This is a genomic window from Arcobacter arenosus (assembly GCF_005771535.1).
Lineage (GTDB): Bacteria > Campylobacterota > Campylobacteria > Campylobacterales > Arcobacteraceae > Halarcobacter > Halarcobacter arenosus.
Window position 1 is genome coordinate 311,295 of record NZ_VANU01000001.1, and the last position, 12,434, is coordinate 323,728.

The following is a 12,434-nucleotide window of genomic DNA, read 5'->3' on the forward strand; positions in this document are numbered from 1 at the left end:
TATAAAAATAGATGAAATTTTCATCTATTTTTATTCTTTCTTTTAAATTTATTAATTATTTAACCATTCTTCAAAAACTTTAATTTGCTCAACCGTTTGAAGTGTAGATGTTCCACCAAAAGAGTTTCTTGCATTCATTGAATTTCTTAAATCTAAATACATAACAAGTTCTTCACTTACATCTTTTAATTGTTCATTTGCATTTCTAATCTCATCTATTGTAAGTTCACTTATATCTTTATTTAAAGAGTTAGCATATGCAACTACATCTTTTGTTATATAATAAGCTGTTCTAAATGGCATATTTTGTTTTTGAACTAAAAAGTCTGCTAAATCTGTTGCAGTTAAATGTCCAATTTTACATGCATTTTCCATTTTATCTACATTTACAATCATAGTTCTAATAACTTCTGTTAAGATTGAAAGTGAGATTTCAATTGTTTTAACTGAATCAAAAACTCCCTCTTTATCTTCTTGAGTATCTTTGTTATAAGCTAATGGTAAACCTTTCATTACAGTTAGAAGTGAAATTAAATTTCCATAAACTCTACCTGTTTTCCCTCTAAGTAATTCAGGTACATCAGGATTTTTCTTTTGTGGCATTATTGAGCTTGTTGTAGCATATTCATCACTCATTCTAACAAATTGGAACTCATATGATGACCAAGTTACTAACTCTTCAGAGATTCTAGAAATATGCATCATAGAAGTACTTATGTTAAATAAAATTTCTAATGCAAAATCTCTATCTGAAACTGTATCCATAGCATGAGTTGTTGGAGATTTGAAACCTAGTTTTTGTGAAGTTGATTCCCTATTTATATTATGTGGAGTACCAGCTAATGCTGCACTCCCTAAAGGTGAATAGTTGTTTCTCTCATATGAACTTTCAAACCTTTCATAATCTCTTTTAAACATATTTGCATAAGCCAATAAATGATAACCAAAATTTAAAGGTTGTGCATGTTGTAAATGTGTCATACCTGGAATTAATGTTGTAGTATGTTTATTAGCAACTTCAACAAATACTTTTATCAACTCTTTTAGTTGTGATTTAATACTCAAACTTTTCTCTTGAACATATAATCTAAAATCTGTTGCAACTTGGTCATTTCTACTTCTTGCTGTATGAAGTTTTTTCCCTGGTTCACCAATTATTTCTGTAAGTCTACTTTCAACTGCCATATGGATATCTTCAGTTTCAAGGGTAAATTCAAAGTTACCTGATTCAATCTCTTCTTTTACTTGTAAAAGTCCTGATTCAATAGCTTCTTGTTCATCTTTTGTTAAAACCCCTTGTTCACATAACATTTGTGAATGGGCAATTGAACCTTTTATATCTTGAGCATATAACTCTTTATCAAACATAATTGAAGCATTAAACTCATCTAATATTTGTGCATTTGTGTTTTTTAATATTTGGTCATTTGACATAAATTGTCCTTAAATTTGGAAATGTAGTATTAATATTAATAGATTCTGCGTATTATATCAAAAGCTATATAATACGCAGTTTTTAGTAGATTATATTTTTAAATAATTAAAAGCTTTCCCATTCATCTGAATCAGCTACATTACTAACTATTTTATTTGGCTGAGAATGGCTTACTTGCTTAGGTTGATTAACTTTTTTAGGAGCTTGCACCTGTACTGAAGATGATTTTCTATTTACAGCTTTTGCTTTTGCACTCTCTTTACCATCAAAGTTTTTCTCATCTGCACTTATAACAATTAATTTAGCAATCTCATCAGTTTGAACTGCTACATCATGGGCTTCGTTTGCAATTGAAGCATTTAATTGAGTTTGTTGATCAAGGCTATTTATTGCATCATTTATTTGTTCAATTCCAGATAATTGCTCTTTTGAAGCACCTTCAATATCAGAAATTAATTCAATCGTTTTTGCAATATTATCACTTAATTCATTATAACCTTTAATCATTTTTTCTGAGATTGATTTACCACTATTAGCTTTGTTTGTAGCATTTTCAACTAAGTTTTTGATCTCTTTTGCTGCTTCTGCACTTCTACTTGCTAGGTTTCTAACTTCTTGAGCAACAACTGCAAAACCTTTTCCTGCTTCACCTGCTGTAGCAGCTTCAACTGCCGCATTTAAAGATAGAATATTTGTTTGGAATGCAATTTGATCAATTACTGTGATTGCTTCATTAATTGCATTTACCTCATCATCAATTTCTGTCATAGCAGTTGTAGTTTGTTGTGCTAAATCTTTACCCTCAGATGCTGAAGCAGTAACTTGATTTGCAAAACCTGACATTTTTACAATATTTTGTGTATTAGATGAGATATTACTAGTAATTTCCTCTAAAGCTGCTGCAGTTTCTTCTAAAGATGCTGCTGCTTCATTTGAATTTACATTTAAAGAATCTACATTTTTAAGTAAAATATTTGAACTTTCATCTAAAGTTAAACCATTTATTTTATTTTCTAAAAGCATTGCTGTAATTACATCAGATAAAGAGTTTAAACCTTTTGCTGTTTCACCAATATCATTTCCAGAAATTTTATGGGTAAAGTCTAATTTTTGATAACTTGCTAGTGCAACTGATACCTTATTTAAATCCCCATCAACTTTTGATGAAACAATTTGGAATAAATCATTTACCCCATTTTTTAATGCTTCTACTCCTTCATTATCTGTTGATTCTTTTATTTGTTGATTAAAAATTCCAGTTTTTGCTAAATCAATTGCTTTATTTACTGCATCAATTACCATTTTTGAAGAAGTAATATCTTGTGCGAATTTAACTACCCTTATTACTTTCCCACTTTTATCTTTAACAGGAGTATATGAAGCTTGAATCCAAACTGAACTTCCATCTTTTCTAATTCTTTCAAATTCATCAATATTTGATTTTCCACTATTTAAATCTTTCCAAAAATTTTCATATTCTCTTGAATTTACATAAGTACTATTACAAAAAATTCTATGATGTTTTCCAACTACTTCTGATAAGTTATATCCTAAAGCATTTAAAAAGTTATTATTTGCATGGATAATTGTACCATCAGGTTTAAAAGAAATAATTGCGTAATTCTCTTCCATTGCACTTAATCGTGCAGACTCTTCTTCGTTTTTGCCAAAACCAAACATATTTTCTCCTAAAATTATTTTCATGTTATCTATCTGTTAACTTATTTTATCTTAATTTTTCTATTTTAGTAGTAAATAAATGTATTTTAATCAAAAAAAAAGCCCATACACCTAAGTATGGGCTTTTAAAATATTATTTTAAATATTTAATTATTAGATTGGTAATACTCTAATATTCTCGTCAACTTTTTGTTTAAGTACTGATTCAATAGCATATAATGTACCAGTATCTCCTGATGCACAACCATTACATGCACCTAAATATCTAATATATAAATCGTAGTGAGGCATATTATCTTTAATATCAATAATCTCCATATTACCACCATCCATCATAAGCATAGGTCTAATATCTGTATCTAAAACTGTATCGATAACTTTAATTCTTTGAACAATAGTCATTTTATCAAATGAATTTTCACCTGATTCAGTTGTATCAGCAGCTGCTTTTAATTTTTCTTGTTCCATTTGAGCTCTAACATCAGATAAAATATCAACTAAATAGATATCTTTTTCTTCATGTCCACCTGGTTTAATACATGATTTACAAAATGCTCCAGCTTTTGTAAAATCTGTAATTTGTTCAACTGTTTTAAGGTCATTGATTCTAATAACTTCTTGTAAAGTACCTAATGTTACCCTTGCACATTCACAGATAATTTGCTCTTCTTCAAAAGATTCCATATCTACATTAAGATAAGTTCCCGCTGCTTTTTTAATAACATCATATGCCATAACTGAACAGTGCATTTTTTGTGGTGGAACTGCAGGAACATCTGGATGGTCTCTAAGTGCTTTTTCAACATCAATATTTGTAATTTTTACTGCATCTTGAACTTTTTTTCCAACACAAAGTTCTGCCATAGCATCAGATGAAGCAATAGCTGTACCACAACCAAAAGATTTAAATTTAGAATCTAAAATTACATCAGTTTCAGGATTTACACACCAATAAAGTCTAACTGCATCTCCACATGATTCTGCACCAAAGTCAGCAACGATTAATTTTCCACCCATCTGTTTTGCTTGCTCTTCTGTAATTTCACCTTGATGAGTTGGGTCATCCATTCTTCTAATAACTTGATTTGAGTATTCGTCCCAAATTGAACCAGTAATTAAATCATTTTTAGCCATTTTTTATTTCCTTATCTTTTTTTCTTATAATTGTGATACGTGATTTTTTGGTGTGTATGCATATGAACTTGAAATATTTCTTAATCTATGTATTGCATTTTTAATCACATCAATCGCATAATCAATCTCTTCTTCAGTATTAAATCTACTTAATGAAAATCTTACACCTGTATGAGCTAATTCACTGTCACTACCAAAGGCATTCATAACAGGATTTGCTTCTAAGTCTTCAGAGGCACAGGCTGAACCAGTAGAAGCACCAATTGCTTTTTGATTCATATCCCATAACATTGATTCACCTTCAACACCTCTAATTGAGATTAGTGTTGTATTAGGAGTTCTATTTTCTTTTCCACCAATTACTATTGTTTCTGGAATCTCTAAGATTGCATTTTCTAATTTATCTCTTAGTTTTCTAACATGATTTTCTTCATAAGCTAAAGCCATAGGTGAAGTTGCTAATTTCATTGCAACACCCATTCCAACCATAGAAGCTACATCAACAGTTCCAGCTCTATGTCCACCCATTTGCTCACCACCATGTAATAATGGAGTTAAAGCAAAACCATCTTGAACATACAATCCACCAACACCCTTTGGTCCATGGAATTTATGTGCAGAAAACGATAAATAGTTTACATTACATGCTTGAACATCAACAGGAACTTTACCAATTGCCTGAGTTGCATCAGTATGAAAAGGTACTCCTGCTTCTTTACAAATAGCTCCAATCTCTTTGATTGGGAAAAGTTTACCAGTTTCATTATTCGCCCACATAATAGATACTAAAGCTGTATCTTCTCTAATATAATCTTTTACAGATGATGCTTCTAAAACACCCTCTTCATTAACTGGTAAATAAGTTACACTCACACCTTGAGTTTCTAAAAATTTACATGTTGCAGTAATTGCTGGGTGTTCAACTTCTGAAGTAATTATATGATTTTTATTTCCATTTAATATTTTATCAACCCAAATACCTTTGATAACTGTATTATTACTCTCTGTTGCATTTCCTGTAATAATAATATCATCTTCATCAGCTGCATTAATACCTTCATATAAATAGTTTAAAGCTTCAATCATCTTAGGATGTGTTCCAGCTCCAAACTTATGTAATGAATTTGGGTTTCCATAAATGTGACAAAAGAATGGTTCCATTGCTTTAAATACTTCTGGATCTACCTTTGTTGTCGCATTATTGTCTAAATATACTTCCATACGTTTTCCTATTTTTCTTTTAAAGATTTCTATGCAATAACTATTCCATAAAAATCGTTTGATTTTGATTAAATTGGCGACATTATATTTTAAATAGGATAAAAATTGTCTTAATTAAACAAATTAGCTTTTTTTAAGATTTTAAGATATTTATTTTTTCTAAAATTAAATCTTTTTTTATTTTATTTTCTTCTTTTTCATATAAATTATTTAACCAATAAAGAACAACTCTTTTATAACCATAATATGAGGCTTTGTCAATAATTTCATTGATTTGATTTTTAGATAATTTATCTTTATGTAAACTAGAAACAACAAATAATGAAGTGATATTTTCTACATCAAATATATAATCAAAGGAGTTAACAATTTTTCCATCAAAGTAATATTGATAAAATTTTTTATACTGTTTTGGCAAAAATTTCAACTCTTCTTTTTTAAGTTTTTTTTGAAGCATTGAAAAATATACATCTAAATTTTTATTGTTAATTAATCTTTTTATATCTTGATAATCTTGACAATTTAAATTAATCCCAATACTAATATTTAAGGCACATTTACCTAAATAAATTTTTGCAAGTTGATTTAAATTTGCACTTTGTTTTGCATAATTAATAGCTTTTTCTAAATCACTTTTTGCAAGGATTTCTTTATTTGATAAAAAGTTTTTCATATAAGAATTGTAAGCCTTTGCACTATCATATTCCCATTGATTAGGTATAGCTTTAAAAGAACATCCAACTAAAATAAATAATACACAAGAGAAAATAAAAGTTTTAAATATCATGGTAAAATAACCTTTTTATCTGTTTGATTTTGGAAAAGATTATCTACTTTTTCAATTATCTCATTTGATTTTAATATTCCTGTTTTAATTCCATCTTTTATTTGTAATAAATCTTTATCGTATGAACCAACTGAATTAACAACACCATCAAGTTTTTGTAATTTGTTCTCAATATCTTTTGCGATTTCACTCAATTCTTTTATAAACTTTGTAACTTCAGGAATGATTTCTTTATCAACATTAGAACTTATTTTATTAATATTATTCATTAAACTTGGCAATTTTTCCATACTATCAATCAAGGAGTTTGTTGCTTTTTCATTTCCAGTAATTGTTGTTAATAATGATTTATTTTCAATTAAAAGGGAAGTAAACTTTTCTATATTTTTTACAATTTTCATCAATTCAGAATCATCTTTTGCTAAATATGTTGTTATCTTATCAACTGAATTTACTATATTCTCTAATTTTGTAACTACAGGATTTAACTTTAATACTAAATCATCAATGTCATTACTAACAATTATATCTAGTTTTGAACCATCATTTAAAATTGAATTTCCAATTGCAGAATAAAGAATTATATGAGAAGAACCTAATAATGGTTTTTTTAACATCAATAAACTTCCTTCATTAATCCATTTTTGATTTTTTTCATTAACACTAAAAACAAAATCTACTGTTCCATTATCTAATAATTCAATTGAATCTAATTTACCAATTGTAAATCCAGAAACCTTTATGGGCATACCAACAAAAAAAGATTCTGCACTATATGAATTAAAAGTATAAGAGTACCTTTTTTCTAAAAGACCTTTTTCTATAACAATGTAAACAATTGCTGCAATAAAATTTAAAAATAAAATAAATACAAATATTCCAACTCTAACTTTTGTTTTACTGTGTTCCATAAAATATACCCTTAATAAACAATCAAAATTGATGCCAATTCAATACTTAAAAGTATTATCAACATTATAATAAAAATTTTTAGACTAGAAGCAACATTAATATTTTTGTTAAATTGTCTTAATTTATTTGCATAAAATATAGGTACTAACATAGTCAAAAGACTTGATACAGAAGATTTTATAAGTAATATAAATATATTTTCTAAAGATATAGAGTTTATAATCAAATTTTTATATGTTTCTAAACTAAAATCTAAAAAAAATATAGAAACAACACAAGCACTTAAAATCATCAAAGTTGCAAATAAAAAGGACATCAAAGGTACTAAAAAAATACAATTAACAAGTTTTGCATTATATAAATTAAGAATATCATTTTTATCATTTAAACTTTCAAGTTTTGTTTTTTCTTGTATACTTAAGCCATAGACAAAAATAAAAAATAAAGTTGTAAATATTGGAGAAAATTCATTTACAATAAATGAGATTAATAAAACCCCAATTTGTTCCACTAAATTAAACCTTATTGCAAATATCATTGCTATTAAAATTAAAATAGAACCCAAAACAACAGCTAAAAACAAAAAAGAGAGAAATCTTTTTATACTACTTTCATAAATCTCTAAAACAAGATTTTTAAACATAGTTTTATTGTAACTAAAAGGGTTAAGAATATTTAAAATTGACTCAAATACAAAAAAAATAAAACTAAACCCCTCTTTTACAGATAGGATTGTTTTATCTCCTGTATTTTCTAAAAACTTCAGAAACAATATAGACTCTTTATTTATTGATTTTAAAATTATTACAAATTCTAACTAAATATAAATTCAAAAAAAAGCACAACTTTTATACATTGGAAAATTATATCTAACTTTACAGTAAGTTTATTTAGAGATAATATTGTCATATATTTATAAAGGAAAGCTATGAAGAACTTGTTAATAGTATTTTCATCTATTTTAGTACTTTTTCTAGTAGGATGTGGTGAAAAAAAAGAGGACGTTAAAACACAAGAGGAACCTCAAAAAAAGGTTTTAAAAGTTGGTATGGAATTAGCTTATCCACCCTTTGAAATGAGCGATAAAGATGGAACACCTTCAGGGGTTTCAGTTGATATGGCAAAGGCCTTAGGTGAATATTTAGGAAGAGATGTTGTAATAGAAAACATTGCATGGGATGGACTTATTCCATCACTAAAAACTGGAAAAATTGATATAATAATCTCTTCTATGACAATTACTGAAGAGAGAAAAAAATCGATTGCTTTTTCAATTCCTTATGCTCAAAGTTCCCTTGCAATCTTAGCAAATAAGAATTCAGGTATAACATCAATAGATGATTTAAATGTCACAGGTAAAAAAGTTGCAGTAAAAAAAGGCTCAACTGGACATATCTATGCAAAAGATAATTTACCTAATGCTGAAGTTTTAGTTTTTGATAAAGAGGCAGCTTGTGTTCTTGAAGTTGTTCAAGGTAAAGCTGATGGTTTTATTTATGATCAATTAACTATTTATAAAAACTATGCAAAAAATATGGATACAACTGTTCCATTGTTACAATCTTTTCAAAAAGATTTTGAGTATTGGGGAGTTGCTTTAAGACAAAATGACCCACTAATAGAAGAGGTAAATACTTTTATTAAAAGAGCAAAAGATGATGGAACATTTGATACCTTTGCAAATAAATATTTAACAGATGCTAAAAAAACATTTGATGAACTTGGCATTCCATTCTTCTTCTAGGAAGTAATTATTAAACTAAAAGATTTTTTTATCCATGAATTAGGATTAAAAAAAGATAGACAAACTTCAAAGTTTGTTTATCTCTTTAATCTAATCTTTCTTATTGTTTTAGTACTTATTACATTTTATTTTATGTTTAAAAATGTATCTTACACTTTTAACTGGGATAGTGTTTGGGAATATAGACAAAAATTTATTGATGGTTTTTTTATGACTATCATCATCTCATTTTTTGCTTTAATTCTAAGTTTTATAATTGGTTTGTTTTTTGCTTATGCACAAAATTCAAAACTAATAATTCTTAGATTTTTTTCAAGATTTTATATTGAAATTATAAGAGGAACTCCCCTACTTGTTCAAATTCTTATATTCTTTTATGTATTTGCTAATAATTTAGGTTTTGAAAATAGATATATTGTTGGGACTGTTATTTTGGCACTTTTTGCAGGAGCTTATGTAAGTGAAATTATAAGAGGTGCAATAGAATCAGTGGATTTTGAACAATATGAAACTGCTTTAAGTCTTGGAATGACAAATTATCAAATGTACAGATATATAATCTTTCCCCAAGCATTTAGAAGAATGTTACCAGCGTTGACAGGACAATTTGCAAGTATTATAAAAGACTCATCCCTTTTATCAATTATCTCTATTAGTGAATTTACAATGAATGCCCAAGAAGTTAATGCATATACTTATTCAACCTTAGAAAGCTATATCCCACTAGCAGTAGGATATTTACTTTTAACATACCCTATTTCTTACTACACAAATAAACTAGAGGCAAATATACGTAAATAACCTCTAGACTATAGTTTTTATTCCAAACAAACTTTCAAATGGAATCTTGTTCTGTTTTTATAGGTTTGACATTCATTTTAAATCTCCTGCACATCTATGTTATAGTTTATACATCTAATTTAATTTTATTTGATGCAAATTGATGAATAAGTATCTGTATTATTGTTTGATATGGAATAGAGTTTTCTAAAGCTTTCTTTTTTAGTTCATAAATATCATTTTCATTTACCCTTATAGATATAGCTTTTTTCTTTTGGTTTTTAATATATGATTGTAATTCTTTAAGTCTTTTCTCTCTATTGTTTTTACTCTTCCATTCATCATTTTCAACACTTTGTAAAAGTTCTTCTTCATATTTATCAAGTGTCATTTTTAGCTCCTTTATTATACTTTTTATTCATCTGTCTTGAAGGAATAATTGTCTTTAAAAATATTGAATCTTCATCTTCAACATAAGGTACTAAATATACATAATCTTTAATTTTAACCAAGATTATAAATATATTTTGATTTGGATATTTTTCCTTATTTGGATGTTCAATATCATCTAATAAGTTTCCATTTTCAATACTTAAAATCACATCTTCAAAACTAATATCTCTATCTTTTTTTAAAATCTCATTTTTTTCAAAAGAATATCTTATAGTTTTATTTTTAAACATTTCTATTCCTATATATACAATGTATTTTATTATATTTATTTTTTATTGTCAATACTTTGGATTTTAACGAATATTTTTTAATTCAATTGATTTGATTACAAATTGTAATATTTTTGATTATTTTAAAGTGTTTTTTTGATATATTTATGAAATGATGTTTTTTAATTTGATGTTAGAAAAAAAATAAAAATATTTGCAACAGATTACAAACAAGATTTAAAACCTTTAAAAGAGTTTGTAAAAAACATGAAATACCAATTATTATACAAAGTCTACAAACTAAAACTTCATATCAAAATAAATATAAACTAAAAGAGAAAGAGTATACAAACTATTCTTGTAAGTATATAGACCATGATTTAATGCAGTTTTATTTTGTAGATGGAACCGTTTCCCCATGTTGTTGTATGGTAGATAAGAGTTTGGTAAAAACAAAGAAGGAGATAAAAGAGATGTTAGATGAGAAAATAGTACCTGATTGTTGTGGGCAGTGTAGTGAATTAGTAAAAGGAGAAATAAATGAAAAAATATAAAATTCTGTTAATTGTGTTAGTTTCAATAATTTTAACTATTTTTGGATTGATAAATATTTGGAAAGAGTCAACTTATCAAGAAGTTTTATCAATGTATCCTCTTGAAAAATCAACAAATAAAGAAGCCAGTGCTCAGTTTCTAAAAGCAATGGAATATAGAATCTATATAAAACAGTTACATCCATTTTTTGATTATGATAGTTTTGTAATGGCTCCATTATTAAAAAAATTAGATTATCATTTTCAAAAAGGAAAAGAATTACTTCCTAAAAATAGTGTTGAAGATATAGTTTGGTGGACACTTTTTTATAAAGAAATCTATTCTCTTTTAGGAACTCCCCCGTAATGATCTATCTTTAGCATATGAGAATTTACCTTATACTGAATTTAGGATAAAGCATGACATGATTTATGAGATGATAATGCGTTATCCTGATGGAAATGTTTATTTTAATATTGATGAAATAGAAAAGTTCCGTTTTCAAACTATGGCTATATTATCAGGTTTCTATTACAAAAAGTTTCCTCGTAGATATAATTCAAACTCTATAGTTGGAAAATCAAAATTAGAACAGAATGATATAAATGCTATGAATCTACAATCTAAAGTAAAAGAAAAATATAAAGTTGCTTATAAGAAGTTTATAGATACTTCAAAAAAAAAGGAATTTATGAAACGTGAATATTTGTATGATATGGTTTCAATAAATACAAAGCTTATAGTTAATTATGTAGTGATAAATAAGACTCAACAATTACCTAAATCAATTTGCTATTCAGAAGATAATAAAAAAATTGTAACTAAATATGTAGATAAATTATTAGACTATGTAGAAAATAGCAAAACTTATCAGTCGAAAGTATTTTATAATAGTTTATTTAACTACAAAGCACAAACAAATGTACCAACTGTATTTAAAATGTTGAACTATAGATGTCCAAATTTAAAACCAAAAATTAGTGAAGTTGTTGAAAGAATTAATAGATTAAATGAAGTTAAGAAATAAAAGGAGAATAAATGGCAAGCAATGAATTAACTAAAGTTATAGATGGTATGTGTACCAACGTAAAGTTTTTAAAATAACAAAATAACACCCCCAGAGGATGAATCTCCACTTTTAAGATTAAAGAATATGAATTAAGAATATGAAGAATCAATAAATTAAAGTTTCTAAAAAAAGAGATTTTACTTTGTAGATAATATATATAAATAAAGGTAAAAAGATGCCCACAAGATTAAGAGTAGATTTTGCAGATACCATCATGTAATAAATAGAGGAGTAAATAGATGCGATGTCTTTAATCATGTAAATGATAAAGATATGTTTTTGCAAATTATAAATAAAACAGCAAAAATACATAAAGTAATTTTACATACCTATGCTCTTATGGATAATCATTACCACTTATTAATTGAAACACAAAATGAAAACTTATCCACTTTTATGAGAATAATAAATGGAGATTCATCCTCTGGGGTGTAGTTTTGGGTGTAGTTTTAATTATGCTTGATAAATGTGTACTC

General features: G+C 26.7%; 15 protein-coding genes. 6 read left to right on the forward strand and 9 right to left on the reverse strand.

Going from position 1 to position 12,434, the window contains the following annotated elements:
* Positions 1–51 precede the first annotated feature (51 nt).
* The 7 genes from argH to FDK22_RS01650 form a co-directional block, all read right to left on the reverse strand.
* Positions 52–1,434: an argininosuccinate lyase gene (gene argH / locus FDK22_RS01620; RefSeq protein WP_138151093.1), complete on the reverse strand. Its 1,383-nt coding sequence runs from the start codon at positions 1,432–1,434 to the stop codon at positions 52–54.
* 106 nt (positions 1,435–1,540) lie between these two features.
* A complete protein-coding gene (locus FDK22_RS01625; RefSeq protein WP_138151095.1) occupies positions 1,541–3,139 on the reverse strand; it encodes a methyl-accepting chemotaxis protein in 1,599 nt (532 codons plus the stop codon).
* A gap of 129 nt (positions 3,140–3,268) precedes the next feature.
* On the reverse strand, positions 3,269–4,249 hold the full coding sequence (locus FDK22_RS01630) for an iron-sulfur cluster assembly scaffold protein (RefSeq protein WP_138151097.1): 981 nt from the start codon (positions 4,247–4,249) through the stop codon (positions 3,269–3,271).
* A gap of 24 nt (positions 4,250–4,273) precedes the next feature.
* A complete protein-coding gene (locus FDK22_RS01635; RefSeq protein ID WP_138151099.1) occupies positions 4,274–5,470 on the reverse strand; it encodes a NifS family cysteine desulfurase in 1,197 nt (398 codons plus the stop codon).
* A gap of 133 nt (positions 5,471–5,603) precedes the next feature.
* The gene (locus tag FDK22_RS01640; protein WP_138151101.1) at positions 5,604–6,257 is read right to left on the reverse strand and encodes a hypothetical protein; all 654 of its coding nucleotides are present in this window, start codon (positions 6,255–6,257) and stop codon (positions 5,604–5,606) included.
* Positions 6,254–7,168: an MlaD family protein gene (locus FDK22_RS01645; protein WP_138151103.1), complete on the reverse strand. Its 915-nt coding sequence runs from the start codon at positions 7,166–7,168 to the stop codon at positions 6,254–6,256. The genes FDK22_RS01640 and FDK22_RS01645 overlap by 4 nt, the downstream gene beginning before the upstream one ends.
* Before the next feature lie 11 nt (positions 7,169–7,179).
* Positions 7,180–7,941, reverse strand: coding sequence for an ABC transporter permease (locus tag FDK22_RS01650; RefSeq protein WP_138151105.1), 762 nt, complete (start codon positions 7,939–7,941; stop codon positions 7,180–7,182).
* Positions 7,942–8,097: 156 nt separating this feature from the next.
* Between FDK22_RS01650 and FDK22_RS01655 the strand changes: the two genes are divergently transcribed.
* Positions 8,098–8,913: a transporter substrate-binding domain-containing protein gene (locus tag FDK22_RS01655; RefSeq protein ID WP_138151107.1), complete on the forward strand. Its 816-nt coding sequence runs from the start codon at positions 8,098–8,100 to the stop codon at positions 8,911–8,913.
* 132 nt (positions 8,914–9,045) lie between these two features.
* Positions 9,046–9,714 (forward strand): amino acid ABC transporter permease, encoded by a 669-nt coding sequence (locus FDK22_RS01660; RefSeq protein ID WP_228711611.1) that lies wholly within the window; start codon positions 9,046–9,048, stop codon positions 9,712–9,714.
* Positions 9,715–9,820: 106 nt separating this feature from the next.
* Here FDK22_RS01660 and FDK22_RS01665 read toward each other — a convergent pair whose 3' ends face one another.
* Positions 9,821–10,084, reverse strand: coding sequence for a hypothetical protein (locus FDK22_RS01665; RefSeq protein ID WP_138151111.1), 264 nt, complete (start codon positions 10,082–10,084; stop codon positions 9,821–9,823).
* Positions 10,074–10,376: a BrnT family toxin gene (locus tag FDK22_RS01670; protein WP_138151113.1), complete on the reverse strand. Its 303-nt coding sequence runs from the start codon at positions 10,374–10,376 to the stop codon at positions 10,074–10,076. Before FDK22_RS01670 ends, FDK22_RS01665 begins: the two co-directional genes overlap by 11 nt.
* Before the next feature lie 362 nt (positions 10,377–10,738).
* On the opposite strand from FDK22_RS01670, the gene FDK22_RS15630 reads away from it, so the two are divergent.
* The 4 genes from FDK22_RS15630 to FDK22_RS15950 all read left to right on the forward strand — a co-directional run bounded on the left by FDK22_RS15630 (position 10,739) and on the right by FDK22_RS15950 (position 12,393).
* Positions 10,739–10,909 carry a hypothetical protein gene (locus FDK22_RS15630; protein ID WP_171012888.1) on the forward strand — a complete coding sequence of 57 codons (171 nt, stop codon included), beginning with the start codon at positions 10,739–10,741 and terminating at the stop codon, positions 10,907–10,909.
* The gene (locus FDK22_RS01675) at positions 10,896–11,255 is read left to right on the forward strand and encodes a hypothetical protein (RefSeq protein WP_138151115.1); all 360 of its coding nucleotides are present in this window, start codon (positions 10,896–10,898) and stop codon (positions 11,253–11,255) included. The genes FDK22_RS15630 and FDK22_RS01675 overlap by 14 nt, the downstream gene beginning before the upstream one ends.
* 58 nt (positions 11,256–11,313) lie before the next feature.
* Positions 11,314–11,916 (forward strand): hypothetical protein, encoded by a 603-nt coding sequence (locus FDK22_RS01680; protein WP_138151117.1) that lies wholly within the window; start codon positions 11,314–11,316, stop codon positions 11,914–11,916.
* Positions 11,917–12,177: 261 nt separating this feature from the next.
* Entirely contained in the window at positions 12,178–12,393 is a 216-nt protein-coding gene (locus tag FDK22_RS15950) for a transposase (protein WP_420836713.1), read from the forward strand.
* Positions 12,394–12,434 lie beyond the last annotated feature (41 nt).

What these genes read in the sequence shown, in the direction of transcription:
- argH (WP_138151093.1), bottom strand. Translation starts at nt 1,434, where the DNA reads ATGTCAAATGACCAAATATTAAAAAACACAAATGCACAAATATTAGAT.
- FDK22_RS01625 (WP_138151095.1), bottom strand. Translation starts at nt 3,139, where the DNA reads ATGAAAATAATTTTAGGAGAAAATATGTTTGGTTTTGGCAAAAACGAA.
- FDK22_RS01630 (WP_138151097.1), bottom strand. Translation starts at nt 4,249, where the DNA reads ATGGCTAAAAATGATTTAATTACTGGTTCAATTTGGGACGAATACTCA.
- FDK22_RS01635 (WP_138151099.1), bottom strand. Translation starts at nt 5,470, where the DNA reads ATGGAAGTATATTTAGACAATAATGCGACAACAAAGGTAGATCCAGAA.
- FDK22_RS01640 (WP_138151101.1), bottom strand. Translation starts at nt 6,257, where the DNA reads ATGATATTTAAAACTTTTATTTTCTCTTGTGTATTATTTATTTTAGTT.
- FDK22_RS01645 (WP_138151103.1), bottom strand. Translation starts at nt 7,168, where the DNA reads ATGGAACACAGTAAAACAAAAGTTAGAGTTGGAATATTTGTATTTATT.
- FDK22_RS01655 (WP_138151107.1), top strand. Translation starts at nt 8,098, where the DNA reads ATGAAGAACTTGTTAATAGTATTTTCATCTATTTTAGTACTTTTTCTA.
- FDK22_RS01660 (WP_228711611.1), top strand. Translation starts at nt 9,046, where the DNA reads ATGTTTAAAAATGTATCTTACACTTTTAACTGGGATAGTGTTTGGGAA.
- FDK22_RS01665 (WP_138151111.1), bottom strand. Translation starts at nt 10,084, where the DNA reads ATGACACTTGATAAATATGAAGAAGAACTTTTACAAAGTGTTGAAAAT.
- FDK22_RS01670 (WP_138151113.1), bottom strand. Translation starts at nt 10,376, where the DNA reads ATGTTTAAAAATAAAACTATAAGATATTCTTTTGAAAAAAATGAGATT.
- FDK22_RS15630 (WP_171012888.1), top strand. Translation starts at nt 10,739, where the DNA reads ATGCAGTTTTATTTTGTAGATGGAACCGTTTCCCCATGTTGTTGTATG.
- FDK22_RS01675 (WP_138151115.1), top strand. Translation starts at nt 10,896, where the DNA reads ATGAAAAAATATAAAATTCTGTTAATTGTGTTAGTTTCAATAATTTTA.
- FDK22_RS01680 (WP_138151117.1), top strand. Translation starts at nt 11,314, where the DNA reads ATGATTTATGAGATGATAATGCGTTATCCTGATGGAAATGTTTATTTT.